38 protein-coding genes are annotated in these 25,414 nt (G+C 33.1%); 17 read left to right on the top strand and 21 right to left on the bottom strand.

What is annotated here, in order from left to right:
• Positions 1 to 458: 458 nt before the first annotated feature.
• Together ACW9W3_RS07385 and ACW9W3_RS07380 are read left to right on the top strand one after the other, a co-directional pair.
• Positions 459 to 1,241: a CBS domain-containing protein gene (locus tag ACW9W3_RS07385; protein WP_457765510.1), complete on the top strand. Its 783-nt coding sequence runs from the start codon at positions 459 to 461 to the stop codon at positions 1,239 to 1,241.
• A gap of 2 nt (positions 1,242 to 1,243) precedes the next feature.
• A complete protein-coding gene (locus ACW9W3_RS07380) occupies positions 1,244 to 1,696 on the top strand; it encodes an AAA family ATPase (protein WP_457765509.1) in 453 nt (150 codons plus the stop codon).
• Here ACW9W3_RS07380 and ACW9W3_RS07375 read toward each other — a convergent pair.
• Positions 1,647 to 2,054: a hypothetical protein gene (locus ACW9W3_RS07375; RefSeq protein WP_457765508.1), complete on the bottom strand. Its 408-nt coding sequence runs from the start codon at positions 2,052 to 2,054 to the stop codon at positions 1,647 to 1,649. The genes ACW9W3_RS07380 and ACW9W3_RS07375 overlap by 50 nt on opposite strands.
• A 124-nt stretch (positions 2,055 to 2,178) precedes the next feature.
• Between ACW9W3_RS07375 and ACW9W3_RS07370 the strand changes: the two genes are divergently transcribed.
• Complete coding sequence (locus ACW9W3_RS07370; RefSeq protein ID WP_457765507.1) at positions 2,179 to 2,508, top strand: winged helix-turn-helix domain-containing protein; 330 nt, start codon at positions 2,179 to 2,181, stop codon at positions 2,506 to 2,508.
• Between the two features lie 60 nt (positions 2,509 to 2,568).
• Here the strand turns inward: ACW9W3_RS07370 and ACW9W3_RS07365 are convergent, their stop codons facing one another.
• The 3 genes from ACW9W3_RS07365 to ACW9W3_RS07355 all read right to left on the bottom strand — a co-directional run bounded on the left by ACW9W3_RS07365 (position 2,569) and on the right by ACW9W3_RS07355 (position 5,497).
• Positions 2,569 to 3,450 (bottom strand): sulfite exporter TauE/SafE family protein, encoded by an 882-nt coding sequence (locus tag ACW9W3_RS07365; RefSeq protein ID WP_457765506.1) that lies wholly within the window; start codon positions 3,448 to 3,450, stop codon positions 2,569 to 2,571.
• A 9-nt stretch (positions 3,451 to 3,459) separates the two neighbouring features.
• Entirely contained in the window at positions 3,460 to 4,869 is a 1,410-nt protein-coding gene (locus tag ACW9W3_RS07360) for an MBL fold metallo-hydrolase (RefSeq protein WP_457765505.1), read from the bottom strand.
• Positions 4,870 to 4,933: 64 nt separating this feature from the next.
• On the bottom strand, positions 4,934 to 5,497 hold the full coding sequence (locus ACW9W3_RS07355) for a hypothetical protein (RefSeq protein ID WP_457765504.1): 564 nt from the start codon (positions 5,495 to 5,497) through the stop codon (positions 4,934 to 4,936).
• Between the two features lie 131 nt (positions 5,498 to 5,628).
• Between ACW9W3_RS07355 and ACW9W3_RS07350 the strand changes: the two genes are divergently transcribed.
• Together ACW9W3_RS07350 and ACW9W3_RS07345 are read left to right on the top strand one after the other, a co-directional pair.
• Complete coding sequence (locus tag ACW9W3_RS07350) at positions 5,629 to 5,778, top strand: hypothetical protein (RefSeq protein ID WP_457765503.1); 150 nt, start codon at positions 5,629 to 5,631, stop codon at positions 5,776 to 5,778.
• Complete coding sequence (locus tag ACW9W3_RS07345) at positions 5,778 to 5,990, top strand: hypothetical protein (RefSeq protein WP_457765502.1); 213 nt, start codon at positions 5,778 to 5,780, stop codon at positions 5,988 to 5,990. The genes ACW9W3_RS07350 and ACW9W3_RS07345 overlap by 1 nt, the downstream gene beginning before the upstream one ends.
• On the opposite strand, the gene ACW9W3_RS07340 is transcribed toward ACW9W3_RS07345, so the two are convergent.
• On the bottom strand, positions 5,981 to 6,331 hold the full coding sequence (locus ACW9W3_RS07340) for a winged helix-turn-helix domain-containing protein (protein WP_457765501.1): 351 nt from the start codon (positions 6,329 to 6,331) through the stop codon (positions 5,981 to 5,983). The genes ACW9W3_RS07345 and ACW9W3_RS07340 overlap by 10 nt on opposite strands.
• Before the next feature lie 63 nt (positions 6,332 to 6,394).
• On the bottom strand, positions 6,395 to 6,526 hold the full coding sequence (locus ACW9W3_RS07335) for a hypothetical protein (RefSeq protein ID WP_457765500.1): 132 nt from the start codon (positions 6,524 to 6,526) through the stop codon (positions 6,395 to 6,397).
• A 50-nt stretch (positions 6,527 to 6,576) separates the two neighbouring features.
• On the opposite strand from ACW9W3_RS07335, the gene ACW9W3_RS07330 reads away from it, so the two are divergent.
• Positions 6,577 to 6,963 carry a DUF302 domain-containing protein gene (locus ACW9W3_RS07330; RefSeq protein ID WP_457765499.1) on the top strand — a complete coding sequence of 129 codons (387 nt, stop codon included), beginning with the start codon at positions 6,577 to 6,579 and terminating at the stop codon, positions 6,961 to 6,963.
• A 24-nt stretch (positions 6,964 to 6,987) separates the two neighbouring features.
• Here ACW9W3_RS07330 and ACW9W3_RS07325 read toward each other — a convergent pair whose 3' ends face one another.
• On the bottom strand, positions 6,988 to 7,347 hold the full coding sequence (locus ACW9W3_RS07325; RefSeq protein WP_457765498.1) for a hypothetical protein: 360 nt from the start codon (positions 7,345 to 7,347) through the stop codon (positions 6,988 to 6,990).
• A gap of 182 nt (positions 7,348 to 7,529) precedes the next feature.
• Between ACW9W3_RS07325 and ACW9W3_RS07320 the strand changes: the two genes are divergently transcribed.
• Positions 7,530 to 8,186 carry a hypothetical protein gene (locus ACW9W3_RS07320; protein WP_457765497.1) on the top strand — a complete coding sequence of 219 codons (657 nt, stop codon included), beginning with the start codon at positions 7,530 to 7,532 and terminating at the stop codon, positions 8,184 to 8,186.
• Positions 8,187 to 8,317: 131 nt separating this feature from the next.
• On the opposite strand, the gene ACW9W3_RS07315 is transcribed toward ACW9W3_RS07320, so the two are convergent.
• Positions 8,318 to 8,494, bottom strand: coding sequence for a hypothetical protein (locus ACW9W3_RS07315; RefSeq protein ID WP_457765496.1), 177 nt, complete (start codon positions 8,492 to 8,494; stop codon positions 8,318 to 8,320).
• Here ACW9W3_RS07315 and ACW9W3_RS07310 point away from each other — a divergent pair.
• Positions 8,481 to 8,801: an NADH-quinone oxidoreductase subunit B family protein gene (locus tag ACW9W3_RS07310; RefSeq protein WP_457765495.1), complete on the top strand. Its 321-nt coding sequence runs from the start codon at positions 8,481 to 8,483 to the stop codon at positions 8,799 to 8,801. The two genes, ACW9W3_RS07315 and ACW9W3_RS07310, sit on opposite strands and share 14 nt — an antisense overlap.
• A 90-nt stretch (positions 8,802 to 8,891) precedes the next feature.
• Here the strand turns inward: ACW9W3_RS07310 and ACW9W3_RS07305 are convergent, their stop codons facing one another.
• Entirely contained in the window at positions 8,892 to 9,725 is an 834-nt protein-coding gene (locus ACW9W3_RS07305) for a hypothetical protein (RefSeq protein ID WP_457765494.1), read from the bottom strand.
• 208 nt (positions 9,726 to 9,933) lie between these two features.
• Here ACW9W3_RS07305 and ACW9W3_RS07300 point away from each other — a divergent pair, with 208 nt between their 5' ends.
• Together ACW9W3_RS07300 and ACW9W3_RS07295 are read left to right on the top strand one after the other, a co-directional pair.
• The gene (locus ACW9W3_RS07300; RefSeq protein WP_457765493.1) at positions 9,934 to 10,563 is read left to right on the top strand and encodes a DUF47 domain-containing protein; all 630 of its coding nucleotides are present in this window, start codon (positions 9,934 to 9,936) and stop codon (positions 10,561 to 10,563) included.
• Between the two features lie 9 nt (positions 10,564 to 10,572).
• The gene (locus ACW9W3_RS07295; RefSeq protein WP_457765492.1) at positions 10,573 to 11,559 is read left to right on the top strand and encodes an anion permease; all 987 of its coding nucleotides are present in this window, start codon (positions 10,573 to 10,575) and stop codon (positions 11,557 to 11,559) included.
• Between the two features lie 72 nt (positions 11,560 to 11,631).
• Here the strand turns inward: ACW9W3_RS07295 and ACW9W3_RS07290 are convergent, their stop codons facing one another.
• The gene (locus ACW9W3_RS07290) at positions 11,632 to 12,201 is read right to left on the bottom strand and encodes a hypothetical protein (protein ID WP_457765491.1); all 570 of its coding nucleotides are present in this window, start codon (positions 12,199 to 12,201) and stop codon (positions 11,632 to 11,634) included.
• Between the two features lie 37 nt (positions 12,202 to 12,238).
• Entirely contained in the window at positions 12,239 to 12,394 is a 156-nt protein-coding gene (locus ACW9W3_RS07285) for a hypothetical protein (RefSeq protein ID WP_457765490.1), read from the bottom strand.
• Between the two features lie 360 nt (positions 12,395 to 12,754).
• Between ACW9W3_RS07285 and ACW9W3_RS07280 the strand changes: the two genes are divergently transcribed.
• Entirely contained in the window at positions 12,755 to 13,246 is a 492-nt protein-coding gene (locus ACW9W3_RS07280; RefSeq protein WP_457765489.1) for a hypothetical protein, read from the top strand.
• A gap of 44 nt (positions 13,247 to 13,290) precedes the next feature.
• Here the strand turns inward: ACW9W3_RS07280 and ACW9W3_RS07275 are convergent, their stop codons facing one another.
• The 4 genes from ACW9W3_RS07275 to glnA all read right to left on the bottom strand — a co-directional run bounded on the left by ACW9W3_RS07275 (position 13,291) and on the right by glnA (position 16,455).
• Positions 13,291 to 13,653 (bottom strand): proteinase inhibitor, encoded by a 363-nt coding sequence (locus ACW9W3_RS07275; protein ID WP_457765488.1) that lies wholly within the window; start codon positions 13,651 to 13,653, stop codon positions 13,291 to 13,293.
• Positions 13,646 to 14,386 (bottom strand): DUF4377 domain-containing protein, encoded by a 741-nt coding sequence (locus ACW9W3_RS07270; protein ID WP_457765487.1) that lies wholly within the window; start codon positions 14,384 to 14,386, stop codon positions 13,646 to 13,648. The genes ACW9W3_RS07275 and ACW9W3_RS07270 overlap by 8 nt, the downstream gene beginning before the upstream one ends.
• A 78-nt stretch (positions 14,387 to 14,464) precedes the next feature.
• Positions 14,465 to 14,752 carry a hypothetical protein gene (locus ACW9W3_RS07265; protein ID WP_457765486.1) on the bottom strand — a complete coding sequence of 96 codons (288 nt, stop codon included), beginning with the start codon at positions 14,750 to 14,752 and terminating at the stop codon, positions 14,465 to 14,467.
• 257 nt (positions 14,753 to 15,009) lie between these two features.
• Complete coding sequence (glnA, locus tag ACW9W3_RS07260; protein WP_457765485.1) at positions 15,010 to 16,455, bottom strand: type I glutamate--ammonia ligase; 1,446 nt, start codon at positions 16,453 to 16,455, stop codon at positions 15,010 to 15,012.
• A 250-nt stretch (positions 16,456 to 16,705) separates the two neighbouring features.
• Here glnA and ACW9W3_RS07255 point away from each other — a divergent pair, with 250 nt between their 5' ends.
• Positions 16,706 to 16,906 (top strand): hypothetical protein, encoded by a 201-nt coding sequence (locus tag ACW9W3_RS07255; RefSeq protein ID WP_457765484.1) that lies wholly within the window; start codon positions 16,706 to 16,708, stop codon positions 16,904 to 16,906.
• 100 nt (positions 16,907 to 17,006) lie between these two features.
• Here the strand turns inward: ACW9W3_RS07255 and ACW9W3_RS07250 are convergent, their stop codons facing one another.
• The 3 genes from ACW9W3_RS07250 to ACW9W3_RS07240 form a co-directional block, all read right to left on the bottom strand.
• A complete protein-coding gene (locus tag ACW9W3_RS07250; protein WP_457765483.1) occupies positions 17,007 to 17,210 on the bottom strand; it encodes a hypothetical protein in 204 nt (67 codons plus the stop codon).
• Positions 17,207 to 17,569, bottom strand: coding sequence for a hypothetical protein (locus ACW9W3_RS07245; protein ID WP_457765482.1), 363 nt, complete (start codon positions 17,567 to 17,569; stop codon positions 17,207 to 17,209). The genes ACW9W3_RS07250 and ACW9W3_RS07245 overlap by 4 nt, the downstream gene beginning before the upstream one ends.
• Positions 17,570 to 17,724: 155 nt before the next feature.
• On the bottom strand, positions 17,725 to 17,907 hold the full coding sequence (locus ACW9W3_RS07240; RefSeq protein WP_457765481.1) for a hypothetical protein: 183 nt from the start codon (positions 17,905 to 17,907) through the stop codon (positions 17,725 to 17,727).
• A gap of 499 nt (positions 17,908 to 18,406) precedes the next feature.
• Here ACW9W3_RS07240 and ACW9W3_RS07235 point away from each other — a divergent pair, with 499 nt between their 5' ends.
• Positions 18,407 to 19,384, top strand: coding sequence for a nitroreductase family protein (locus ACW9W3_RS07235; protein ID WP_457765480.1), 978 nt, complete (start codon positions 18,407 to 18,409; stop codon positions 19,382 to 19,384).
• Between the two features lie 42 nt (positions 19,385 to 19,426).
• Entirely contained in the window at positions 19,427 to 20,227 is an 801-nt protein-coding gene (locus ACW9W3_RS07230; protein ID WP_457765479.1) for a helix-turn-helix transcriptional regulator, read from the top strand.
• Positions 20,228 to 20,405: 178 nt separating this feature from the next.
• On the opposite strand, the gene ACW9W3_RS07225 is transcribed toward ACW9W3_RS07230, so the two are convergent.
• Together ACW9W3_RS07225 and ACW9W3_RS07220 are read right to left on the bottom strand one after the other, a co-directional pair.
• Positions 20,406 to 23,060: a DEAD/DEAH box helicase gene (locus tag ACW9W3_RS07225; protein ID WP_457765478.1), complete on the bottom strand. Its 2,655-nt coding sequence runs from the start codon at positions 23,058 to 23,060 to the stop codon at positions 20,406 to 20,408.
• Positions 23,061 to 23,155: 95 nt separating this feature from the next.
• A complete protein-coding gene (locus ACW9W3_RS07220) occupies positions 23,156 to 23,572 on the bottom strand; it encodes a response regulator (protein ID WP_457765477.1) in 417 nt (138 codons plus the stop codon).
• Between the two features lie 525 nt (positions 23,573 to 24,097).
• On the opposite strand from ACW9W3_RS07220, the gene ACW9W3_RS07215 reads away from it, so the two are divergent.
• Positions 24,098 to 24,283, top strand: coding sequence for a hypothetical protein (locus ACW9W3_RS07215; protein ID WP_457765476.1), 186 nt, complete (start codon positions 24,098 to 24,100; stop codon positions 24,281 to 24,283).
• 4 nt (positions 24,284 to 24,287) lie between these two features.
• Positions 24,288 to 24,551 (top strand): hypothetical protein, encoded by a 264-nt coding sequence (locus ACW9W3_RS07210; RefSeq protein WP_457765475.1) that lies wholly within the window; start codon positions 24,288 to 24,290, stop codon positions 24,549 to 24,551.
• A gap of 17 nt (positions 24,552 to 24,568) precedes the next feature.
• On the opposite strand, the gene ACW9W3_RS07205 is transcribed toward ACW9W3_RS07210, so the two are convergent.
• Positions 24,569 to 24,700 carry a hypothetical protein gene (locus ACW9W3_RS07205; protein ID WP_457765474.1) on the bottom strand — a complete coding sequence of 44 codons (132 nt, stop codon included), beginning with the start codon at positions 24,698 to 24,700 and terminating at the stop codon, positions 24,569 to 24,571.
• Between the two features lie 447 nt (positions 24,701 to 25,147).
• Here ACW9W3_RS07205 and ACW9W3_RS07200 point away from each other — a divergent pair, with 447 nt between their 5' ends.
• On the top strand, positions 25,148 to 25,285 hold the full coding sequence (locus tag ACW9W3_RS07200; protein WP_457765473.1) for a hypothetical protein: 138 nt from the start codon (positions 25,148 to 25,150) through the stop codon (positions 25,283 to 25,285).
• Positions 25,286 to 25,414: the final 129 nt, after the last annotated feature.

Here is a 25,414-nt window from a genome sequence, read left to right as displayed (position 1 = left end):
ACATTCAGTAGAACAATATTCACTGTAACGATCCCTAAATACTATACCGCATTCTCTACATACCCGATTCATGTACAGATCATTCGATTGAAATCAAGTAATTAAGCATAATGGATGTTTGTTACTTAAGATTTATTTTCTATCTTGTTGCAATGATTACTGAAATTATTCCTACAATCAAAACCAACGATATAATCGAACCAAATTCTGGAACTATGTGAGTGCCAATAATCTCAATTTGGCTTGAATCTACAGGGAAGATTTTGTTGCAAAGAGGGTACGCAGACTATTTTTAAGAACATATCAATTTAAGGAAATTATTAATTTAGCATGATCAATATAAATTTGGAAAATGAATAGATTTCATTTCTGAGAATTAAATGTCAGGTATAATTAGTCATTTATCTTTGAAAATATGACAAACTCTTGACAATTATCAATAAAACGATAAAAGAACTATGCCATTATCATTTTATTCAACACCCGCAGTAAGCGTAAGAAAAGAAAACGAAGTATGGATTGCAACTAGCATGTTAATCCACTATCTTGAATCATTTACAGACTCTCTTGTCGTAACTGAAGAGAATAAAAAACCAATTGGAGTAATTGGAGGCAAAGAAATAATTGAAAATATTTACAAAAATCAATCATCTAATTTTTTTGACAATACCACAGTAGAGCAAATAACAGATAAAAATTTGCTAATATTATCAGAGAAAACTACACTAGAAGAATTAGTTTCAGCATGGAAAAAGTCTAGACGAGCATTTTCCATAATTCCAAATAATTTAGGAGGATACTCTGCAATATCAGGAAGGAAAATACTCGAAATTGGAATTAATTGTATTACAGATTTGACAGTATCTAAAATCCCACGAAAAAAGACAATTACTTTTGAGAAAGAGGACACGATAAAAGACATCATAAAGTTGATGTTAGAAAATAAAACTCGAAAATTATTATTAAAAGATACAAACTATTTCATCAGTGATCGTTTACTCATTCAGAGCATAGCCCAGGATTATGATTTTTTTAGAAATGTGAAATTTTTGGAACGAAAATTTGAAGAATCATTCAAGCTTGAAGAATCTAAAAGAATTTCCAAGGATCTAAATTTAACTGAAATTTCAAAAATTATGTATTCTATGATGCATCCATACATAATTTATCAGGATCAAGTGATCAGTACCTGGGACATATGTATGATGTTGCAATCAGATAAAATAGAATTTTTAGGATAGATATGGAAAAACAAATAGAATGTGTTTTAATGATTGGTATTGCCCTTAGTGGAAAAACAACTTATGTTAAAGCAAATTTTGATCATGAACGTGTAGCATTATCATTTTTTGATAATGATAGGAAAAAAGAACAAGAGCATATAGAAAAATGCCTAAGCGAAGGGAAAAGTGTAGTAATTGACGATACAAATCTAACTGTTGCTATACGAAAACAACACATAGATCTTGCAAAAAAATATGGGGCCACAGTAATAGGTATTTTCATGAATACATCAAGAGAGCTATTAGAAAAAAGACAGAGGAGTAGACGAGACCCATTCCCATTGGCAGTAATTTACAAGCAAATCAAACTATTAGAAACACCAACAGAGGAAGAAGGGTTCGATAAATTAATTATTAAAAAAATTAATTCACAAAGTTTGGTTCTTTGTGACTTAACCATTTGTCTTTCTTAGTCTGAAGTAACACAAGAATTGAGCCAACAACAACTCCAACTTGTAAGACTTTGGAAATAATTCCCAAGTGTCCTATTCCTCCAGCCTCCATTCCAAACATCATAGCTAAATCAGTTCTAGTTACAGCATAGAGTGCCATAATACCAATAGAACCTGCTATTGCAACTACATATGGAATTGAACTTTTCTTTGATATCATCCAATATGCAACTGGAAGATATGCTATTGCAACTATCAAAAAGAATGGAGCTTTTACCATGTCTTGCTCCTCAAACTCTTCAATGGTTTCAACAAAATACACCGTGGAAGTTGCTATCATCAAACCAACAACAATTCCAATCAGAGATTTTTGATTCATGAAGCATATTGGACAATTTGAGATTAAAATGCAGAAGATATCTCCCATTTGTGGTTTCCACATCTGAAAGTTTGTAGTGGAAACTATCTCCTCTAATTATATCAAATAATGGCTACTAATAGTCATGCAAGTATTAGATCATGTATTAAAAATTGAGGATATTGGGGGAAAAGACAATATTCTAGAAGTGGTTGCCGACAAATACTGTAGAGCAATTTTAGACACTACAATGTACAAACCAAAATCAGTGATGGAGATAGCCATAGACGCCAAGATTCCATTAAGTACCGTATATAGAAGAATCCAGATGCTAGAAGAGCAAAAACTATTGTGGATATCAGGTGAAATTAATGCTGAAGGAAAGAAACTGTTTCTTTACAAAAGCAAAATTAGAGGAATAAAATGCAACTTTAAAGATGGACAAATAGAAGTTGAGATAATGCTCAACAAATAATTTTTTTAAAAAAATAAATAAATCATAAAAGTTGAAAATATCAAAGAAATAAAATTATTTTTAGATTATTCCAAAACCACGATTTAGTAAAAATATTGCTGCAATTAGAATAATCATACTAAATGTAGCAATTAGTTTTCTAGGAGAAATTTTTGACGTTAATTTTACTCCTAAAAATACTCCTGGAATTGAACCCATTAACAAAAACAGCACCAAAAGAAATGGAATGTTTCCAATGTTATAGTGCAATATTGTACCTACTGCAGATATTGCCACTCCAAAAAGAACTGATGTTCCAGCAACATGTTTTGGAGGACAATGACATTTTTTCACAAGAACAGGTAATATCATAGCACCAGCACCAGAAGATGCAATCTGAGTGATGAAGCTGATAATGCATGAAGTACCTAGAAATGTTGTTTTTTCTCCTCGTGTAAAATAGCGATGAGGTAGAAATGTATCATCATTACTTGATTTCTTTAACACATTATTTTTGATCATATACAGGCTAGTCCCTAAAAGGAGGACACCTAACAACAACAGTATGACAGTGTCCAAAATATCTGAACCATAGTTATCTTTGATTCCAGTCCAAATCCAACTAGCAAATAGCATTACAGGAACTACAGGGACAAGTAAGAAGCCTAGTGCTTTCCAGTTAATGTTTCGTTCTTTACCATGTAAAATAGATGCAAATAGTTTTGTTACAAAAATAAAAGCTAAATTAGCACCAATAACTAGTTGTGGGGGGATTCCAATTATGATTAATGGAGGCAGTAATAACGGAGCACCTCCAAGTCCAGAAAGACCTATTGCCACCCCCACCAACAAACCAATTAAAATTAACCCGACAACAAATACAGGATCTGTGACGAATGCGTTAGGATTTGATAATACATCTGTCAGAACTAAACTAACAGAATCATACAATGCAAAATACATCAGATAGTTCTATACTCCAGTTATACTACATCTATTTGGACCCAATTCTAGATCAGGAATGTTAGAAGGAGTCAAAGGAATAGATCCTTTGTTAATCTGAATAATTTTTTGATAGTTCATGGGTCTTGGAACAGTGACATCAACTACTTGTTTTATGAAATCTTCTTTTGGCAGATTCAAAATATCATGTTCTTTTGTTTTTACTATGGTAGTTGAAAATACTCCATTTACTGAAGTTACAGATGCCCCATGGTGAGTTGGGAATACTATGGTATCCAAAGGAAGTTTTAGTAGTTTATTGTGCAATGAATCATAAAGTTGGGATGCAAATTCTTCTGCTTTATCTCTAAGATCAGGTCTTCCAATACTTTCAATGAATAGAATATCTCCAGTGAACACATATTTTTCATCTATCACATATGATAAACTTCCAGGCGTATGACCTGGAGTATGAATTACTCGAAGTTTTGAGTTACCAAAAGTTATTTCTTGACCATCCTCAAGGAAATTAGCTTTTCTATCCCACATCTCAAGTTTGCTTTCATACATTGGAGCACCAGTAAGATTTGCCAGTTGTTGTGCAGCAGAAACATGGTCAGCATGTTGATGGGTATCAATTATGTGAGTAATTTTTACACCTTCTTGTTTTATTATTTCCAGATATTTCTCTGCAGGATATAGAGGATCAATCACTATTGCATCCTTTTGTGATATTACAACATGGGAAAGGCATCCTTTACCAATTTTTTCTACTTGGATTACAGTTGGATTTTTTTCGGCATTTACTGAATTGAGAACCTGACTCCACCCAGCAAGACCGTCTTTTAGAATACGGGATTTAATTCCATTTCTTGCAAGAGCAAAAGTTGCAATAGTTGCCATGTTACCATGTGGACAAATTGTAATTATCTCCTTATTTTGAGGAAGTTTGGAAATACTTTCAGAATCAAATATCTTTGAGAGGGGAATGTTTATGCTTCCAGGAATGTTATAGTCTGAAAATTCATCCGGATCTCGAACATCTAATAGATACACACTTGGATCTTGTAATTTCTTTGATAGTTCTTCGGGATTTATTGCAGTAGGTGGGCTGCCTTTTACCAATTCATTAGTCCAATTTCTCATTCCACCCTTCAAATAATGTGCATCTAATCCAAATGAGCGCATCATAGCTACAGTTTCTGCGGACATTTTACCATCTTCATCAATTAGAACAAGTTTCACATTCTTTGGAATTTTTGGCATTAAGGTATCTTTAGTTTTAGTATCACAAACGGCATGGACTGATCCATTAATGTGACCTTCTCTGTAAGCATCCTGCAATCTTAAATCAAACAAAAGCATTGGTTCATTTTTTTCTAGTGACTTATTCAGATCTTCTGAAGTTATTTCAAATTTCTTTGTACTTTGATTAGTCATATGTTATTATCTCCAAATCAATTATTTGTGTATTTAAAATAAAAAAGAAAAAAATCATATTCCCTTAACCGTTGGTTACAGGAAATATGTGTACATGCATGCTTCCATGATTATAGATATGTCCCATTCCCTTCAGAGGAACATCCACAGTGGTAGAACCTGACCATCCACCATCGACAACAGCAGTTCCGACTAGATCACCTGCACCTGCAGAAAGTGAAATTTTTTGGTTTACCCCAGATTTTGCAACACTGAGTTCTTTGAGTGTGACTTTGAGAGTCTTTTCATTTACAGGATCCACATTACTTACTTTAACGCCTACTACAGAAGACATTGCTTTGTAATATGGTTCGCAATAATGTGGTGGCATACCTCCATCCTTGTGACATTGTTGATGTACAGTTCCAGGACCATACCAAATTCCATGTTTGCTTGGACCGCCACCCATCATCATCCCTCCTGAGCTACTATCACTACCCATACTCATTCCACCACTAGAACTAGAGCCACCCATTCCGCTCATTCCACTCATAGCATCTACTTGTGAAAAGTCGTTAGACAAGACAAGTGCACCTGAAGTAAGCACCCCAGCTACGATTCCAATTATAATTCCTTTACTAATGTTCATTGATTGTCAAAAAAAATATTCGCGTATAACTTGAAAACACAATTTTCATGTATGGCTTTCAATATTGGTAATCGTTATCGGAAATTGTCTACTTTTGTATTATATTGTAACAGCAAACTGATTTCATGATATTGAAATTAGAAAATGCAGGATTTGGAAAAAATATCAAATTCTATGCAAAAATGACAAGAAAATGTCTTGTATGTGATAGTGATAAAATATGCTCAAACCAATTCGGAATATTGTGCGAATGTTGTGGAGCTTTGTGGAGGTTTGAATAGTGGCAGCAACATGTAGAGGAATTTGTCAAGATTTCAAAAGTATTGGAACATCAATGAAACTAAAATATCAAGAAGGGCAGAAACGATGTAGTTTTTGTGGAATTTTCATGGATTGTGAAGGAACAAGATGTCCATGTTGTCACATGATACTAAGAACAAAATCAAGGAATAGACTTTCAAAAATCAAAAGACGAGAAAAAAACTACCAATAAGCACTAGTTCCCATTCCTTGGTTTTCTACAATTTGTACATCCAGTTCTTCCAATCCAAATATAACATAAATTGATTTTAATCTATTTTGATAAAGAAAGTATTTTTTTCCATCATCAGTTACAACTGAACCTGTGACTTTTAGAATTTTACTCTCTTCAAGTTCGTTAACACGTCTGTATGCAGTAGTCATTGGAATATCACAGTCTTTTACAATTTGTACCACAGATTTTGGTTGTTCAATGGTGTAGTTCATTATTGTTCTAGAATAATCATCAGAGAGTGCTTTTAGAATTGCTTTTCTGAGATTAGAATCTCTTCCTAATATTTTAAAATCAGCCATACCATTAACCCTAATTTAGCATACAATATAATCTTGATTTAGAAAAAAAGAAAAACAACGGGGTCACGTTCCTGATTGAATATGAGAGATCCACACTTTCATCTCACTTTCTAAAACTTGAAAGTCAATTCCTTCTTGAACAAGTGCATAAGTTGCTATTGTATCTCTTTTTTCAAAACCACAAATAATTACCAAGTGTGGAAATTGTATTTCTGTATATATTGTTGAATTGTAAAATAATAGTAATGGGTTTTACACATACAGTAAAAACTGAAAAAGGTATTGATGAGGCAATTACTGATTTATCTCATAATCTTAAGGAAATAGGATTTGGAGTACTAGGAACACTAGATTTCAAAAAGATTCTAGCAGAAAAAGGATTGGAATTTGCAGACAATTACAAACTGATGGAAGTATGTAATCCTCACCTTGCAAAACAAGTGTTAGAGACAAATCCAGATCTAGGATTGTTATTACCATGTACTATAGCAGTTTATCAAAAAAATAATGAGAATTTTATCAGCCTAGCAAGACCTACTTCTCTACTTTCAATGGTATCAGATGACAATCTCAAGATTTCTGGGGAAGATATTGAAAATGGTCTTATCAGAATCATAGAAAATACAAAATAATATTAGTTTTTAAAAATAAAAAAATTATGGGGAGAAACCTGAACCATCAACGTTTCTGTCCCATTCATCTACCATTGGGTTTTGTCTTTGTTCAAGTTCTGCCCAATATCCATTTATTTTTCCCGAAGGAACATTAAATGTGGCAGACACTGTGTCGCCAACTTGTGCACTGCATTCAGGCACAACAACACTCATTCCATATTGGGATTCCCCAACACAACCATATTCCATATTTGCTATGACAGTTACATCCTCAGTAACTTCTGTAGGAATATAGTTCCACGGGGTTATAGTGAAAACTACGGCAACTGCGATACCTGCAATCATTGCAGACAAAAGTACGCGTCTTGATAGTTTTCCTTCATTTTGTTTTTGTTTGTACATTTTTCCTTACTTCATATAGTCAAGAATGCAATATAACATCCAGAAACAATTTCCGTGTATGACAACCACATTTGGAAAAGGTCTCGATTGTTAAATTCTAAAAAGTTGTATCATGTATTGTGTTGATGAAGGTTGATATTTTTTCCATCAAAAATAGTTCCAATGCCCTAAGCGGCTTTGGTTTGGTCGCAACTGTAATGTTGTTCATGTTTCTTTGGTTTGGAACTATACCTGCATCAGCACATACTTCAGTTGATATAGACAATATTCAAATTGATGTGGGTTGGGGAATTGAGCCACCAGTAGTAGGCATTAGAAATGATTTTGTTTTCAAAATTGTTGAACTTGGAGACCGAGAAGGATTATACACCGGAATTACAAGTGCCTTTAAAAATTTGGAAGCAACTGCAATGTATGGCGGAGCTACTAAAAAAATAGATGTTAATTCAGATCCAAGACCAGGATATTATTTTTCTCCAGTAATCCCTACGAAAACGGGATCAATCATCATGGATCTTAAAGGAAAAATTAACGGAATTGAAATTGATGTTCAAATTCCAATAGAAGACGTAGAATCAACTGCAATTCTTGATTTTCCACAAATAAATACACAAACATCGAGTTCAGAAATTTCTTCATTGAAAAACACAATTTCCTTTTTGCAAAAAGAGGTATCAATAATGAAATTAGATTCAAAGGATACGAGAATGGATGATGGAGAAAGTTATGATTTAGCAATATTTGGCATATCTCTTGGCGCAGCAGGAACAATTTTTGCAATAATAGCCATGACTAAAAACAAGGCAGGTTTTAGAAACCAAAATAAATCACACACGTAGAAAAACTAGATTTTGTTGACATGTAATCGATTTCCACACTTGAAAGATACTAGTGAAAAAGGTCTATTGAGTTTTAATGTAATTTTAGAGTAATGGTTTACAGGTCTGTAATCAAAGAACGACCAACCAAATCAACTTCTCGAAATATTTCCTGGATCTATTTCTTCTGAAAAAACATTTGAAGAGTTAGGAACTGAACTGAAAAATAAAATTAATAAAACATTTGGAAGATCTTTGGCAATTAGAGAAATTGATGCAGGTTCATGTAATTGATGTGAAATAGAAATCTCTGCGTTGAATAATCCCATTTATGATATTGCACAATTTGGAATACATTTTGTCGCTTCACCAAGACATGCTGATCTTCTATTGGTTACTGGTCCGGCATCAAAAAATATGGAAAAAGCATTGAAAATTGCATATGACTCTACACCTGAACCTAAGATGGTAATTGCAGTTGGTGCATGTGCGTGCAGTGGGGGAATATTTGGAAAAAATTATGCAACTACAGGGGGTATTGACAGCATTGTTCCTGTGGATGTATTCATACCTGGATGTCCTCCACGACCACAAGCATTGATTTATGGAATCATGATGGCACTAAACAAAATATGATGTCAGATCATTACCTAAAACATGAGTATGAATGAATTTGATATGAGTTTGAGAAGAAACTAATTTAAGAAAAATAAAAAGAAAGAGAGATCATTGAAGTTCTTGGATTCGTTTTACGATTTGATTCATCTCAAATACCATTTTTTTCTGTGAAATGATATTTTTTGACTCTAAGAATTGTTTTTGGATGTCAGAAAGAGAGTCTTTTAGTTCAGTTATCTGCGTAGGCTTTGGCTCAAACACAGTTCTTGTAATAGGAACTGATTGTTTTGAATCAACTTGAACTTTGGAGATTTTTGCAGTGCAGCCATAACATGGAGCAGCAAGGTCATTTTCGTATCTAGGCAATTTTCCATTAATGTCAAAGTTGGATTGAATATCTTCTTGTGCAAGATTGTGTTTTATGTTAAGTTCACGCACAATGTTTTGCATTTCAATTTTCGGCATCTTGGCAAATTGGACATATTGCTTCATGGCTTCAGAAAATGTACCTCCATTTGTCAGAACAGAATCCCTGGCATCTCTTGCCAAAGAGATTTTTACTTGAAGGTAATCGAATTGATCCCAGAAAATTTCGTGGTTTGTTGCATTTAGATTGGAAACATATTTTGCAAACGCATTTCTAGGCGTAAATTCTTGATAGGATTTTTCCATTCTTTTGATTTCTTGTTTTAGAGATTCTTGAGCAATGTTTCGTTGTTCGTCAATGAGTTTTTGTTGTGCATTACGCTTGTTTTCAGTCTCTTTTGCCATCAGAAATTGTTTTTTTGAGAATTCGATTTTTGCAAGTATATCTTGCGAAACAGAATTATTCAGTTCGTCACCTTCAAATTTTTTAAAATCAGACTGTGCAAAGGCATTGGTACTAAAAACAGACATCATAATTACAGAAGCAATTATTGAGGCGTACAATAGTTTAGTCATTGAACAAAAATTAGAAAAATTGCTTAAGAGGAATTCGTAGAAATTATTAGATTAAATCATACTGATGGTTTTAATACAAGTTTTCAAGCCCTAGAGAGATTTGACTAGTCAAACCTACATTCACAAACAATAACGATCTACTAAATGATCGATATTCTATATAGTTAGCATAGACTAGTTTTTAATCACATAACTATTGCAATGATTTATGGGTCAATGGTTATCCTGGATAAAATCTAATGAAAAAGAACTTTTAAAAATTCTTGACGATTTAGCAAAAAAAGCAGTTGAAACTTCAGAGGCAGTAGTTGTTTTATTTAATGATCTTAGTAATGAAGAACAAGTAAAAAAAATTCACGAGTTAGAAACAGAGGCAGATGTGTTAACACGGGATATTTTCTCTGAATTAAACAAGACATTCATCACACCTTTGGATCGTGAAGACATGCAGAGAATCGCATCTAAAATAGATGATGTGATTGATTTCATGGATGGTATTGCAGCGCGAGTTTACAGCTACAAAATCACCACCCCTCCACCATACACTGTGGAAATGGCCAGTGAATTGGTAAAAGCTACAAAAGAAGTAGAATATATGATTTCAAAATTACAACGAATCAAAAATCCCAAAGATATGATTGAGCATTGTCGAAATACAGGAGACATTGAACATGTAGTTGATGATTTGTACAGAGAAGCCATCCGAGAGCTCTTCGAAAGTGAGGATGCAATTAAAATTATCAAACTCAAAGATATCTATGAAACAATGGAAACTGCATCTGATCGATGTGTTGATGTTGCAGATGTCATTGAAGATATTGTTCTAAAATATACATGAGATGGTTAAATGATAGAAATAGCAATTGGTGCAATTATTGTTGCATTAATCTTTGATTTTGTAAATGGATTTAATGACTCTGCAAATTCTGTTGCCACTGTTATTGGAACACGGGTTCTAAAACCAATTCATGCTGTAGGTCTATCTGCAGCAATGAACTTCATAGGACCATTTGTTTTTGGTGTAGCTGTTGCAACCACCATTGCAAAAGGAATTGTTAGTCCGGATGACATTACAGTATACATGATTGTCGGCGGTTTAGCAGGGGCAATTGGTTGGAGTACTCTGTGTACTTATTTTGGATTACCCATATCCAATAGTCATTCTCTAGTTGGCGGAATTATGGGTGCAGGCATCATAGGATTAGGTTTTGAGAAGTTAGTTTACGGTGGTTTGACCAAAATCTTTGCAGGCATTGTCATTGCCCCTATAGGCGGAATAATCTTTGGTTTACTATTAACCACATTGATAATTACGATATTTGCGAGCTATAAACCGGGTCCGGTTAACAAAACATTTGGCAAATTACAAATAATTTCTTCAGCATGGTTTGCATTAACTCACGGAGCCAATGACGGGCAAAAAACAATGGGAATTATTGTTTTAGTTTTATTTTCGACAGGAATGATTCCTGAACTTGATATGCCATTATGGGTAATTTTAGCTGCTGCAACTGCTATGGGATTGGGAACTTTCTTTGGAGGATACAAAGTAATCAAAACTCTAGGCGTAAAAATTACAAAACTCAAACCATATCAAGGATTTGCAGCAGAAACTAGTGGGGGGTTAATGCTAGCAATCTTCGCAGTATTTGGAATTCCAGCTAGTACTACACATGCAATTACTGGAACGATTATGGGTTCAGGAGCTGCACGTAGAAAACGAGCAGTGCGATGGAAAGTCAGCAGACAAATTGTATTTTCATGGATAATCACAATACCAGGAAGTGCGTTGATGGGGATTGGGGCCACTTATTTGATTGATTTGTTTGTTTAAAGACATATTCTAAAACAATATGATTTTTTACAACTTTGAGATGTAAAAAAAGAAAAAAATTGTTTTAGGTTACTAATTTGCTTTTAACAGATATAGCAGTCTAAAATAATCAGATCTATTTTCTTTAAGATCTTTTCTCAAATCTGACAATTTTGTTGTCAAATCATTGATCTTTCGGATATCAAGTTGTTTAGTTGGACTATTTCCACCTAATGATTGATGCAAAGCTTGCAAATCTGCATTAGTCTTTGAGATTTCTGACTTTGTTGCAATCAGATTCTTTTCAGATTGATCAATCATCTTGTTTAATTTGGATTTGTCTACAACTTTGATCTTGATATTTGCAGGATCAAATGCACTTAGTTGAGTTGCAGTAATTGTACATGTGTCCTTTGAAATGACTTTGTTTAATTGGACAGTTTTTACTTCGGCCAAAGATCTAACTATAACTTCAGGTGCTCTCATATTTGTTGAATCACTTGAACATACCTCAAAGATTACAGAATAGATATTCTCAACACTTGTTGGTGCAATTGTCAATATTTTAGCTGATGGTGATGCAGCTGCAAATGCTTGACTTGGACCTGCAAGTAATAATGTTACAGTAAGAACTGCAGTTAAGATTGTTAATTTAATTTTCATTTCTTCGATTCACCTCCTCCTATTGGGTTAAGTAAAATTACTTGAGTTCCTCAAGAAGATCTTCGTCTTGGAAGATCCATGTAAGACCAATCATATCCATAGCAGAAATGCTAGTTGAGAGAGGGTTTTTGGCCTCACTTTCAACCAGAATTTGCTGGCTTGGGTCATGTTTGAACTGAATTACAGTTGACATGACATATTATGGTATCAGAATTATATCTTAATACCACTTGATTTGTGGCATGCCTTTTGAACAATAAGGGAGCATATTACAGGACAGCACTACATTTGATGAAAAACATCAAAATCCCTCAAAGCGTGGAGTCGTAAGGATACGAAAGTCTTTGAGAGTTTTTTGATGTTAGTAGAATTAGAATAAAGTACTTTATTGATTGGTGTTTGTGTAAAACATTCAATCATTATTCAATGTTAGATCTAAATTTTTAAAAATAGTAGAAGACTAATTTCAAAAAAGCAGATTATTGTAAAATTTCTGTTACCGATTCATTTTTTTAAGCTGTCATTAGAATAACCTTAGGAATAATAAATCAATATGGACTTGGATTCACATATACAACATGCAAACAAGGCAATTCATAATACCAAAGTAGTTCGAGAAACATCAAGAAAAATTTTAGGAAGAAAATTAAATGTACATCCAACCTACATTAGAGAACTAAGTAAAACTATGCAAAGTGTGATTATCAGTACAGATAAAGCAATCAAAGGAGCAAAGTTAGCTGAATCAAGAGCAAAATCAAGACTTGCAGCAGTTAAAAAAGCAACAGCTAAAACCATTGCCCATACCAAAAATGCAAAATATGCAGCTATCGCATCAAAGAAAACAGCAAATGCAGCTCTTGAAACATCAAATAAAATGAAAAACCCAAAATATGAAAAAAAATATCAAGAAATCTTTGATGCCCAAATTGCAGGGTCAATACATGTTGCCAAAGTAGCAGAAATTGAAACAGAGAAAGCACTAAAGGCATCAAAAACAGCTAGAATTGCTGCAAGAATGGCATTAAAAGAAATGCAGATTTAATCTAGGTCACACTATAAAGTAAATTTTAAAACAAATATTACCAATTATTCTTCTGGATTAAAACCCAGTTCCCTAAGATCATTTCTTATCTCTGCTTTAATTTGGTCTAATTCTGTTTTTGGGATATCAAAGCTTATCATCTTTCGAATTTGGTTTAACATTACACGTCCTTCCTGATCATCAGATAGTTTTTGCCCTGATTCTTCAAATGTATAATATGCTTTCATAATTTCCAATCTAGGTTCCAAATCATTCCTATCAGGACTATCCATCCACTCATCAATCATTATTCGTAAATCTTGTTGAGTAACTGGAGGTGCAGATTCAAAATTAAGTGAATTTATTCCCAAAAATACAATCACGATACCAATTCCCACTACCGAGGCAATTGGTAGTATTTTATTCACTACATTCACCTACATGATTAATTCCAATATGTTCAGAAGTTATCATGCATTTGTTCCCATATGTATTCCCATCAACACCACAAATTGGAGCATATTCTAAAGTACAGGCAAAAATAGGAAAGTTTGTTTGCCATCCACGTGTTTGAAGTGTTTGAACTGATTGGGGCTTAACACATGCAGGAGAGCCATCATATGATTTGAAGATTAAAGCAAATCCCTCAGCACAAATTACAGAGCGAGCAGGAATTCCAGATTCACCTTGCAGTGAAGGTCTAAGATATGGTTTTTCTTGTCCATCAATTACACATATTTTCCCAGGATATGCTCCAGGACCACATCTATCATCAAGTACGCAAATTTCACCCAATGGGACAAAACCTGGGGCACACATGTTATTGTAAGGAATGTGTCTAGTAGAAGTTTTTTCTAAAATATCAATTAGATGGTATCTTTTACTAGAAGAATCTGCTGGAGGATTTTCGATATCAGTTATTTTTACTAAGATTTTGTATGCATGTCCTTGTTCAAAAGTAAATCCTTCAATGGAATCATAAAAATTCTGCCAATCAGAAGTTTCATCTTCACGAATTTGCATACATTTTTGTGGTGCTACACCTACACAATCAACCAAAATTGGACTGATGAAAAATGTTTTTGTTTCGTCTGAAAATGATTCTTGAATTGCAATTGTGCTAAATAAAATAAATGGAATTACAAACAAAATTGTTTTCATAATATTGCCATATAATATTCATTTATAGACTTTGATGAAATTTCAATTTTACTAAAAAGAAAAAAAAGGATAAAAAAATTATCCTAGTTTGTAGAGATTCTTGAGGATTTGCTTTGCACTATACTCTGCAACAATCTTCTTGTATGTTTTTACTTGTTCTTTCTTTATAGAACCAAATTCATCATGAATAATTTTAGGTGAATTCTGAAGAGGTGTCTTATCTTTAGTTTTTACACCATAAGATTTTGCTTTTAGTTTATCTGAATAATCAGCCTTTGTAGGTTGAGCATATGCATCAGATAACGATGGAGCAATAACTCCTGTAGCCAAGATTGTCATAATTGATATTGCCAAAATTGTTTTCATTATTTTCAAATACACCTCCTCTTAGTCAGATAAGCTGAATTTCTTATAGAATGAATGATTTTAGGCGTGTTTTTTCCTCTAGTTAGAAGAGAGTGGTCGGACTCCCTTCTAACTATATTTGGTAAACGACTTTTTGTAGATTGGTCGATGGCGGGTTGCATTACAAGTAGAAAACACAAAAAATATTTGTCTATACCGTACAGTTTGTGGCATGCCTTATTTTTTGAATATTTGAAAAATTCTAAAATTAGATAAATCTAGGCATCAGCATACATTGAAACTTCCCAAGCTGTTGGGGTTTGTGCAAATGCAGTGTATTCTTTATATTTTATTTCAGAGTATGCATCAAGAAAGTCTTTTGTAAAAATTTCTTCTAAGAACTTTGAATCACTTCCCAATGAATCAAGGGCTCCTTTCAAAGAAACAGGCAATGAACCAATTTTGTATTCTCGTTTCTTTTCTGCAGAAAGTTTGTACACATTTTCTTCAATAGGATCACCTGGATCAATTTTATTTTTTATTCCATCCAATCCTGCCAACAATAGTGCAGCCTCTAAAAGATAGATGTTTGCAGTTGGATCAGGTACACGATACTCTATTCTCTTACTTTTGGATTGATTGCGATTATACATTGGAACTCTAATTGCAGTTGAACGGTTTCCTAAACCCCAACAAACATTGACTGGTGCTTCAAATCCTGGAACAAGACGTTTGTAAGAATTTGTAGTAGGGTTAGTAATTGCGCATAAAGCTGATGCATGACTTAAAATTCCACCAACATAATATCTACCAGTTTGACTCATCTGTGATTGCTCATCATTTTCATCATACATGACATTTGATTTTCCATTCCATAGACTTTGATGAGTATGCATAGCTGATGCATTATCACCAAAAATTGGTTTTGGCATAAAAGTCGCAACTTTGTTTTTTCGCTTAGCTTTTACTTTAACCAAATTTTTAACTGCAATAACATTGTCTGCCATGGCAATCATCTCATCATATACTAAATTAATTTCACATTGACCCGAAGTTGCAACCTCATGGTGCTCTGCTTCTATTTTTATTCCAAAATAATTATACAAATCATCACATACATCCTTTCTAAATCCTTCAAGAGTATCCTTTGGTTGTGATGGATAGTACCCTTCTTTGAGATCAATTGCAGTACTTACATTACCTTTAGCCCAAGGCGATTCTTTGGATTCAATAGAATACCCAGAACCTCCATAGGCATGAGTTGCAGCATAGGGTGATGGATAGACATTGATTGTGTCAAATACAAAAAATTCAATTTCAGGGCCCCAATTAGTATGAGTTAATCCAAATTCAGATAGTTTTTCTGATGCTTTGTGTGCAATGCCTCTAGAATCCCGATTAAATCTGGATTCCTTTCTTGTACTGCCATCATACAGATCACAGAAGATTCTAGCATTTTTCCGATTACCAGGATCATAATCGTTTGGAAGGATTTTAAATGAAGTTGGATCAGGTAATAAAATCATATCAGAGTGATTTACGGATTTAAAGCCAACGATAGAGCTTGCATCTAGTTTTTCAAGGCCGTTTACAAAACTATCCTTGTCAATTGCATAACTTGGCATTCCAACATTGTGCAATTCACCGAAAATATCTACAAACCAGAAATCAATGAACGATATGTTTTCATTTTGAATAGCTTGGAGTACTTGATCTGAATTCAATTAATTAAATTTGTAGAGCAGTTTACTAATGTTGTTTTGTAAGTCAGAGTTGTCAAGATTGTCAGGTTAATTCAGAAGGATCAAATGATTTTGCTAATCTTTGTAAAAATAGCGTTATTTTTACTTCTATTGGGTAAAATGTCAATAAAATTTTCAATTCATTATTAACAAAAATATAGTCAAAATTGATACAGCGATCAAAAATTAATTTTCACTCATTGGGCTAAATCCAAATTCCTAGTTGAAAAACATGAAAAAAGTAACAAACCAAACAACAGAGAACCCAATTGAAGAAAAACCCATACAACATAGATTGAAACATGCAAGCTGTATTACAGTAGAGTCTGCAATCAGAAATAAAGTAAACCTGAATATTTCATGGTATGACGTTCACGGAGAAGAGCAAAGTCAAAAATATTCAATAGCCGCAGGTTCAGTAATAGAATTATAAAATAAAATATTTTTTTTCTTTTTTTTGAAAACTTTTCCAGACATTACTAATCAAAACTAGGCAGTTTTTGAATAATTAGATAATAAAATTTAGAATTAATTTATGAAGTATGAGTCATAATCACTTTTTTTAGAGGCGGATTATTCTTGAAATAGCTTGCAGTGTACAAAATTTTATCGCCTTCAGGCATAGGATTTGCACATTTTCCACAAATGGGCAATATCACTTCTGCATCATATTCTATCTCCCCAATTACAAATTTGCATTTGTGGCAGAAAATAGATTTTGTGTCATAAAGATTCATTTTTTTGTAACCTCTATTGGCATCTGAATCAAAATGCTGTTGCCATATTTGGCATCAACTGATGTTTCATAGTTTTTACATGAATTTGCTAACTGTAATTTGTTGTATTTTACAACTTTGGAGCCAAGATCAGATGTAATTGAAAATGTTGGAGTAGACACATGTTCTTGACCAATACAGATTTTGAATTGAACATAATAACTATCATCAGAGGTTTTTGCCAGATATTGTATTTTAATTGAATTGACATTAGGATTTTTTGGAGAATCAGCATATACAGATATGGAAAATAAAGAAACAAGCAAAACTGCACCTAAAACTAGCCCAAGTTTTTTATTTTCAGAGTTTAATTTTTTCATTTTATTTCCTTTTGGTGAAACGTAAGGAGGCAACTATCAGGATTCGAGGGGATCCAAGAGATATGTCAGACCTCTTACGTTTTCGCCAAATAGTCTAACACAAATCAATTATATCAAAATATTTTTCAAACTGTGGTATGCCTTGGGCATTCTAATCATGCAACATTAGATATAGGTAGTTTGTAATTAATGCCAGATAAGATACATGTTGAATGAATTTGCTCATCTGATTCATTGAGACAAGTTTTACATTCAAATTTTATTGGCTGTGAACAAATCGAACATTTTTGTTTGATCTCTTGACTAGCACCACATTTTCTACAACAATCAATTCTCATTTTACTTTGCACCTAAAGTACCATAGACAAAGCAATTACAGAGATTGTCGCAATAGCATAAAAGGCATAAAATGCCTTTTTGTTACGTGGGATCATCAATTTTGATTTTTGTTTATTTTGGATCATTGTAATTCCTCCTTTGAAGAAACAGCGAGACACCTGTGAAAAAACTCACAGGTTTTTACTGGTCTAAGGTAGTTTTGTTCTCGCATGGTATTCATACACAATTTTTAACCATATACCCTAGTCAGCTAATCAGCTTACGAGTAATCTACTAAATTTACCAGACTCTATGAACAACTTTGTCCATAGTATAATCATGAAAACACAGCAAAACTCAACCTGGGATAAAATGGTTCACGCTCCTTTCAAAAAGGTCGTAAAATTCGATCTTCTCTGCATGAGTATCGGCGCAGTAATTGGAATTGGTGCAGGTGCCTATCTTGTTGCTAGCGGTTTAATTGGCTAGCAACAAACCTATTTTTTATCGTAGGTAATAATGAAAACCATGAAATTCCAAACAATAGAGGCATCATACACATCAAAAGAGGGGTGTAGATTAGTTTGGAAAGGCATAGATGAAGATGACACAGATGTTGTAATTTTAAATAAAAATGAATTAGAAAAACTAGTTGAAATTTTTAAAAAAAATTCCATTGGCGAAGTAGAGCTAGAAGACCAAACAAGCATCATCAGAGTCAATTCAGATGTAACACAGTTTATGCTAACAAATCATCCGTTGCTAGAAGTAAAGACAAGTGAAATTCAAGAGAAAGTTTTAGAATATGCCAAAGTTCCTCATGAGCCACAATATGTGTACATTGGAACAAAAGAATTCTATCCATCTGTATGGATTAGAGATGACGAAAAATCCCAAACAAATGCATCCAAAAATAATCCTAAAAAATCACTCATTGAAGCAATTCTATCATCAGAGCCTGAAAAGGTAAGACAAGATCTATCACCCACAGACATATTCAGAGTTTTTTCCACAAGACGTTCAACTAGAAAATTTGAAAAAACCAAAGTAGAAGATTGGAAGATTGACAAGATTTTATCAGCTGCCGATGTTGCACCAACAGCTGGTAACTTTCAAGGATTTCAAGTTTATTTAATCAAAAATAAAAAAACTAAAGAAGCACTTGTAGAAGCTGCAAATAAACAACCATATGTTAATGCACCAGTAGTACTGGTCTTTTGTACAGAACCATCAAGAGTAAAGCTAAAATTCCCTCCAGACATTTTAGAGAAATTTTCATTACAAGATGCAACAATTGCAGCTGCATTTTCATTGTTAGCTGCATCAGGAGTGGGATTAAGCACGATATGGATTGGGATGTTTGATGAAGAAAAAGTAAAAAAAATTATTGGAACAGAATTGAGACCATCATCTATTTTGTGTATTGGCTACCCAGACAAGAAGAAACCACCAAAATCAAGAAGAAAACTCAAAGATCTCATCAAAGTCATAGAGTAATTTCCTGTAATGATTTTTATCCAGTGTTGAGTTGTATTATCGATGACCGATCTATTTGATGAAACTGCAAACTATGTTTTGGATTTGGCCAGTCCACAACGAATGCAAATTTTATTCAAATTATTGGAAAAAAATTCCACACCCACATCCTTGGCAAAAGAAATTGATGCCACAAAACAAGAAGTCCATCGAAATTTTACTAGACTAGAACAAAGTGGCTTGATTGAAAAGAAGACAGATGGAAAATATACGCTAACAACATTTGGTAAAATTGTATGTACACAAGTTCCATCACTTGTATTTATTTCACAAAACAGAAAATATTTTGAGGATCATTTTTTTGGCAATATCCCACACAAATTTCAAATGCGTTGCGGCCAACTAGCAAATGGCCAATACATCAAAGGCATATCCAAAGTACTTGAACAATGGAAGAATATTTACAAAAATTCCAACGAATACATCTATGAAGTTTTATCTGAAGTTCCTCTTGATTTGATAGAGCCTCTTGTAAAGCAAGTCAAAAAAGGAGTGAAATTCAATTATATTTTTTCAGAATCAGCTGTAGTTCCAAAAGGAAGAAAAGCATTACTAAAAAAACTTGGATTTGATAAATTAGTTGAAAAGGGACTGATTGAAAGAAAGATGGAAAAAAATGTTCAAACTGTTTTAATTCTAAATGAGAAAGAGGCATGTATAATGTTCCCCACACTTGATGGGGAATCAGACCTAACTGAGATGTTTTATTCAGATGACATGATGTTTCATGAATGGTGTCTAGATTATTTTAGATACTGCTGGTATGGCTCTGACATCTTTAAAGAAAGTAAGCTAAAAGAGTAATTCACGTATATTTTTATTTTAGAATTTTTAAGAAACTCTATGAATGGAACTAGTTGTGATAATTGTTTTACAGGTTATCGTCCAGGTCAGTTGATATCTTGTGAGCATTGTGGTTCGGAATTTTGCGATAGTTGCATTAAAAATCACAAGCATTGATGTTTAATCAAAGATATCAAAATCAAGTTTGATTAGAAAAAACTTCAAAGAATTCTTTTGCTTTATTTTTTGATAACTCTTTATTTTTTGTTACACAGTAATTTGTCGTAAAAGTGCATTTTGGGCATCCACCCCAATTCTCACCCTGTGCAACTAATTTTTTCTGTTTAGGATCTACGGGACAATCACAATCACAAAGTAGAGAATAACAAGTATCAAGAATTTTTTCAAAATCATCATAGATTATTTTGCTGCATCCATTGAATCCATCTGATGAATTATCATAAAGATAAATCACGCCATTTTCATAATATGCATCAATATCATTTGATTCAGATTTTGTGATAATTTTTGCAGCATTGATAAACACATGAGTTATTGTATGAATTGTAGAGTCTGCTGAAATTTGGTTTTTTGGTTCAGAGTTTGATTTTAAAATAAACTCTGAAGGAACAATTATACTAACAGATGAATGCTTTGATTTCCAATTAAAATTACGCCATGACGAAATGCTTGTTCCATTGTGAGTTTCAAAGTTTTCAGATGAGTCGTTATAATTTCCTTTAAGATATCCAGTAATAGTTCTACTCAGCTCAATTATACCATAACGCAATGCAAGTTTTTTTGATTTTATAGTAAGGTCTCTATGTATTGCATTTCGTTCAGAGGTCTGAAGAATAGAAGTTCTAACAATTGGAATTGTTCTTTTTTGTTTTTCATAAGATCGCTTCAGATATGCTCTTGCACCATTTTGTGATTTTATCAGAGAAGTTACTTCATAGTTTTGTTTGTTAAAGTGATAAATTGCATTTTGATGAAGTTGGTAATACCCTACAGGCACACCACGAGTTCCAATTTTTTTAGAATTAAAGTAAATTGAAATCTCACCTGAAGTTCCTCGCAGATTGATACTATTGGCAAAATCAAAAAATTGTGATTTATCAGATTCGTTGGCTGACTCTAGTTCAATTTCAATTGATTCAGTGTGTTTATCAGAAATTATTGGGTTTTTCTTGTTTATTGGAATGACATGATCTTGAGATAAGTAATCATCAATATGACGAGCAAAGTAATGACATGCAGCATCATCAGGATCAAAGACGCAGATTGCATATGATTTTTGGCCCATACGACCAGCACGCCCAATTCGTTGCACAAAAGAATCATACTCATTTTTGAAGGCAGAAATTACAACATCCACATGACCAATATCTATTCCAAGTTCCAATGTCGGGGTACAAGATAATGCATCTAATTCCCCAGCTTTCATTTGGGACTCGTATAATTTTCTATTATTTTGATCAAGACCACCTCTATGAATCTGAATTCGTATTCCTTCATTTGCATCCTCCACATTTGATGCAAGAAATTCTGAATCATTGTGTGAATTACTAAATATTAATTGTGTAGATTTATTTTTGTAGCAAATAGATGCTAGCATCTCCATAGTAGTTCGCTGTCCAAATTTTCTAGGCATTATGAAAAACATGTGCATGTTATGCTTTCGTCGAACCTTGCTTTTGATATATGAAAAAGAACCTTGTGGTAAATCAAACATATTTGAAAAAAATTCTTTAGAATTATCCAATGTAGCTGAAGAACCAATGAATTGAACTTTTCCCATGTATCGTTTCATTCTTTTTAATACATGGTAGACATTTGAACCATGAAAGCTAGTGTAAGAATGGGCCTCATCCATAACAATTATTTTTGCAGTTTTGAATAGTTCATTCCATTTTTTGTCTTGTAGGATTAAATGGTAATTGATAAAATCAAAGTTTGTTGCAATGATTAGTGATTTTTTACGGGCATCAGAAATTATCATGTCTTTGTATTCAGAACTTTGGCCACCATGAATGGAATAAACTACAACTTTACTTTTCAACCCACATCTATCAATTAGATTAGATATCTTTGATACTTGATCATCAATTAGCGCATTTAGTGGGTATACAAATAATGCAAATACGCCTGGCTGTTCCTCTTGAGAAATCTTTTGTAATATTGGAATGCAAAATGCCTCAGTCTTCCCAGAGCCAGTAGGTGCAGAAATTATAGAGTTTTTACCCTCAAGGATAGACCGAATTGACTCTTCTTGAAATGGAAGTAGTCCTGAAAAACCATATTTTTCTATTCCCTGCAGAATATTTTCAGACAAGACGCCCTTTAGACTAGGTATTGGAATCTTTTCAGGATCCGGTGCAACCATATTCTCATAATGAATAATTCCCAAGGATTCCTCTTTATGACCTTGAACTATTTCTCGAATTATTCCATCATCATCTACAAGAGATTTTGGAATTTTAGTAACATCAAATAAGATTTCTGCAGGTAGTGGTATTTTGGGTTCAGGTTTTTTTTCTTTTTGTTTTGTGTATTTTTTTATTTCATCAGGATAGTATGACTCTGTATCTACAGGACCATCACATCTATGTGGTTCATCTGTTCGAGAGTCAATTGGAATAAATTTTCCACTATCAGATTTGAATTCATCATCCCAATAGATTTGGGCTCCACATCCTTTGGAGCAAGATTTTGTGTTTCCAGAATAATTCACCCCATATGTTGGTCTTCGTGGAACTACTTTTTCAGGATTACATTTGGGACAAATCCATGGACCCCCAACATCTTCAAAATTTTGGAATAGTTTAGTGTCACAGTTCGAGCAAAACTTCATGAATAAGTTTTGGAATAATTTACCATTAATGAATATATGATTAATTTGATGTTTACATCAGATCAATTATCATTAAATTTTTTTAAAAAAACAATTTAAGACTTCTTTATTTTTACATCTACCTTTACAACATCGCCTAATGAGATCTTGTCAATTAATGCAATTAGCTTATTTGCATCAAATGGTTTTTGAATTACAGCAGAAGGTTTTGATTCGAATAGTTCTTTGCTGCAATCATGATCTGGACTACCAGTAACAATAATCACTTTAGCTTCAGGATCAATATTACGAATTCCTTGTAAACCATAAAGGCCATCAAATTCAGGCATCCAGTAATCCATCATTACAACATCTGGCGAGTGTTTTTGATACAATTCAACTGCTTCCTTTCCATTATACCCCAAAGCAAGAACCTCAATTGAACGGAGGTTAAGAAGATCTGACATTATTTCGGCAGTCTCTTGATCATCATCAATAATCAATACCGTAGGCTTCATACGTGTTCTAAGCATTAAGGGATTAAGAAATGAAGTTTGAATCAAATAAACAAGCTGAATATTAGATACAATGTATCGATTTTAAGATCAAGTTATTGAATAGGCATTATGGATTCAACAGCCAAAATAGATTATAGCTAATGTGAGTAAAATTTTCTGTAGCATTTGTCAATGAATATTCAGATTTGGGATTATCTACTTTTTTCAAAATAGCATATCATGATAAAAGAATTCTTCGGGTTTATCTGGGATTTAGTTACGGGTAACTAATCAAAGATTCTTTTCATTTTTTTAATATCACACTTTATCAAAAATAGAAACTCGTTTTAAAGGAATGATGAATTTAGAAGAGATACAGAAACCCACCAACTAGGGTAGTTACACAGGTTTAGCTGTAAACTCTCTATATCAGAATAAGTGAATTATATCTATAAACAAATTGACAATTGACTTTATTCAAAACAAAATCAACTAATTGCCAATACTCTTTGCAACATCAAAACTCCCCTTGTTTAATAATTTCTCAAACTATCATATGCTATGAGTCAAATCATGCAAATTGCAAAGGAGAAAATCCCAAGCAAAGAACTCATACTGGAAAATGGTGATGTCAAAAACACACCAATTACCAGTTCAAACTATAGAAGTTCAGACAGGGTAGAACTATCACAGAGAATTTTAGATTACCCAAAATCATACTTAGCTAATAACAAGAGGAGGTGTTAATTTAATGAATAGTACAAACACAGAAAAACCAATTGATTTCTATAGAATGTGGAAAGGATATACAGACAGCATGTACACATATGTTGAAAATGCCATTCCACAATATCATCAATCATTCACAAATCTCGCTCAAGAATACATTGAAGCATGGAAGAATATCTCATGTTCTGCAATAGACATACAGAAAAACTTTGCAACAAAGAGAGGTCTAAGCCCAACTATGTCTGATGCAACATTGAAGATTGCCCAGGATATCGAGAGGGAATAAAAGAAGATAGTTGATGTTCAAAACAAGGTTGCAATTGCATCAATTGATGCAGCAAAGCATACGTTGAATACAATAAATGCAAATTCTAATGAATTTACTGCACTAAATAGAAACATCATAGATATTTGGCCATCAATTAAACTAGCCAAATCATAATTTTTTTCTTTTTTATTAATCTAAAATATTATTTTAGAAAAATCAAACGAGAATCTGTTTTTCAAGATTCTCAAAAGCCCAGTTTATCAAAGTGCTTTTTTGATGAGCCCATCGGTAATGTGAAGAAGCATGTTTTTTATTCACAGATGGTTCCGGATAGGAACAGAATTGACAGGATTCAGAGGTATCAGTAAGATGCTCAATAATTTCCTCTCTATGGCCGGAGAGATGGATTAACCAGGAGGTTCTATTGGCCGTAATTTGCTTTCCATTGTCACAGTAAGGACACTTGCTTGAAATATACGTCATTTTAGTTCGGAATCAATTAGAATTTTGAAAATAATAAACAAAGAGATAGTTGATGATATTCAGAGTATAATCAATTCAAATGTAGTTTAATTATTCATTGGAATCTAATTGAATTTGAAGGTGAAAATAGTATGATTGAAACATTTACAGCATTTCTACACAATCTAGAATTTGGAATGTATAACGCAATTATGAGAATCAATGAAAAAATTCATAGTTTAAACAAATTCCAACGATTCAACACAGAAATTCTTAAGACATACAAATAATCAAAATGTCTAAAGCAATGAAAGTAGAAATAGTACAGTCTGAAAGCAAATCAGAACTTGATAGCTTGATTAACTCATGTATTCAGGATCGAGATGTTGAAGACATAAAGTTGACCGCTGTTTTATTGT

It is taken from the genome of Candidatus Nitrosopumilus sp. bin_68KS (assembly GCF_054095825.1).
The sequence above is the reverse complement of the archived record's forward strand: the minus strand, read 5'-3'. Positions and strand labels throughout refer to the sequence as shown.

What these genes read in the sequence shown, in the direction of transcription:
- ACW9W3_RS07220 (WP_457765477.1), bottom strand. Translation starts at nt 23,572, where the DNA reads ATGCTTAGAACACGTATGAAGCCTACGGTATTGATTATTGATGATGAT.
- ACW9W3_RS07255 (WP_457765484.1), top strand. Translation starts at nt 16,706, where the DNA reads ATGAAAAAAGTAACAAACCAAACAACAGAGAACCCAATTGAAGAAAAA.
- ACW9W3_RS07375 (WP_457765508.1), bottom strand. Translation starts at nt 2,054, where the DNA reads ATGAATCAAAAATCTCTGATTGGAATTGTTGTTGGTTTGATGATAGCA.
- ACW9W3_RS07385 (WP_457765510.1), top strand. Translation starts at nt 459, where the DNA reads ATGCCATTATCATTTTATTCAACACCCGCAGTAAGCGTAAGAAAAGAA.
- ACW9W3_RS07295 (WP_457765492.1), top strand. Translation starts at nt 10,573, where the DNA reads ATGATAGAAATAGCAATTGGTGCAATTATTGTTGCATTAATCTTTGAT.
- ACW9W3_RS07365 (WP_457765506.1), bottom strand. Translation starts at nt 3,450, where the DNA reads ATGTATTTTGCATTGTATGATTCTGTTAGTTTAGTTCTGACAGATGTA.
- ACW9W3_RS07380 (WP_457765509.1), top strand. Translation starts at nt 1,244, where the DNA reads ATGGAAAAACAAATAGAATGTGTTTTAATGATTGGTATTGCCCTTAGT.
- ACW9W3_RS07315 (WP_457765496.1), bottom strand. Translation starts at nt 8,494, where the DNA reads ATGGGATTATTCAACGCAGAGATTTCTATTTCACATCAATTACATGAA.
- ACW9W3_RS07225 (WP_457765478.1), bottom strand. Translation starts at nt 23,060, where the DNA reads ATGAAGTTTTGCTCGAACTGTGACACTAAACTATTCCAAAATTTTGAA.
- ACW9W3_RS07245 (WP_457765482.1), bottom strand. Translation starts at nt 17,569, where the DNA reads ATGAAAAAATTAAACTCTGAAAATAAAAAACTTGGGCTAGTTTTAGGT.
- ACW9W3_RS07370 (WP_457765507.1), top strand. Translation starts at nt 2,179, where the DNA reads ATGCAAGTATTAGATCATGTATTAAAAATTGAGGATATTGGGGGAAAA.
- ACW9W3_RS07240 (WP_457765481.1), bottom strand. Translation starts at nt 17,907, where the DNA reads ATGAGAATTGATTGTTGTAGAAAATGTGGTGCTAGTCAAGAGATCAAA.
- ACW9W3_RS07200 (WP_457765473.1), top strand. Translation starts at nt 25,148, where the DNA reads ATGATTGAAACATTTACAGCATTTCTACACAATCTAGAATTTGGAATG.
- ACW9W3_RS07265 (WP_457765486.1), bottom strand. Translation starts at nt 14,752, where the DNA reads ATGAAAACAATTTTGGCAATATCAATTATGACAATCTTGGCTACAGGA.
- ACW9W3_RS07305 (WP_457765494.1), bottom strand. Translation starts at nt 9,725, where the DNA reads ATGACTAAACTATTGTACGCCTCAATAATTGCTTCTGTAATTATGATG.
- ACW9W3_RS07235 (WP_457765480.1), top strand. Translation starts at nt 18,407, where the DNA reads ATGAAAACCATGAAATTCCAAACAATAGAGGCATCATACACATCAAAA.
- ACW9W3_RS07330 (WP_457765499.1), top strand. Translation starts at nt 6,577, where the DNA reads ATGGGTTTTACACATACAGTAAAAACTGAAAAAGGTATTGATGAGGCA.
- ACW9W3_RS07340 (WP_457765501.1), bottom strand. Translation starts at nt 6,331, where the DNA reads ATGGCTGATTTTAAAATATTAGGAAGAGATTCTAATCTCAGAAAAGCA.
- ACW9W3_RS07210 (WP_457765475.1), top strand. Translation starts at nt 24,288, where the DNA reads ATGAATAGTACAAACACAGAAAAACCAATTGATTTCTATAGAATGTGG.
- ACW9W3_RS07285 (WP_457765490.1), bottom strand. Translation starts at nt 12,394, where the DNA reads ATGTCAACTGTAATTCAGTTCAAACATGACCCAAGCCAGCAAATTCTG.
- ACW9W3_RS07280 (WP_457765489.1), top strand. Translation starts at nt 12,755, where the DNA reads ATGGACTTGGATTCACATATACAACATGCAAACAAGGCAATTCATAAT.
- ACW9W3_RS07215 (WP_457765476.1), top strand. Translation starts at nt 24,098, where the DNA reads ATGAGTCAAATCATGCAAATTGCAAAGGAGAAAATCCCAAGCAAAGAA.
- ACW9W3_RS07250 (WP_457765483.1), bottom strand. Translation starts at nt 17,210, where the DNA reads ATGAATCTTTATGACACAAAATCTATTTTCTGCCACAAATGCAAATTT.
- ACW9W3_RS07230 (WP_457765479.1), top strand. Translation starts at nt 19,427, where the DNA reads ATGACCGATCTATTTGATGAAACTGCAAACTATGTTTTGGATTTGGCC.
- ACW9W3_RS07360 (WP_457765505.1), bottom strand. Translation starts at nt 4,869, where the DNA reads ATGACTAATCAAAGTACAAAGAAATTTGAAATAACTTCAGAAGATCTG.
- ACW9W3_RS07300 (WP_457765493.1), top strand. Translation starts at nt 9,934, where the DNA reads ATGGGTCAATGGTTATCCTGGATAAAATCTAATGAAAAAGAACTTTTA.
- ACW9W3_RS07270 (WP_457765487.1), bottom strand. Translation starts at nt 14,386, where the DNA reads ATGAAAACAATTTTGTTTGTAATTCCATTTATTTTATTTAGCACAATT.
- ACW9W3_RS07355 (WP_457765504.1), bottom strand. Translation starts at nt 5,497, where the DNA reads ATGAACATTAGTAAAGGAATTATAATTGGAATCGTAGCTGGGGTGCTT.
- ACW9W3_RS07325 (WP_457765498.1), bottom strand. Translation starts at nt 7,347, where the DNA reads ATGTACAAACAAAAACAAAATGAAGGAAAACTATCAAGACGCGTACTT.
- ACW9W3_RS07290 (WP_457765491.1), bottom strand. Translation starts at nt 12,201, where the DNA reads ATGAAAATTAAATTAACAATCTTAACTGCAGTTCTTACTGTAACATTA.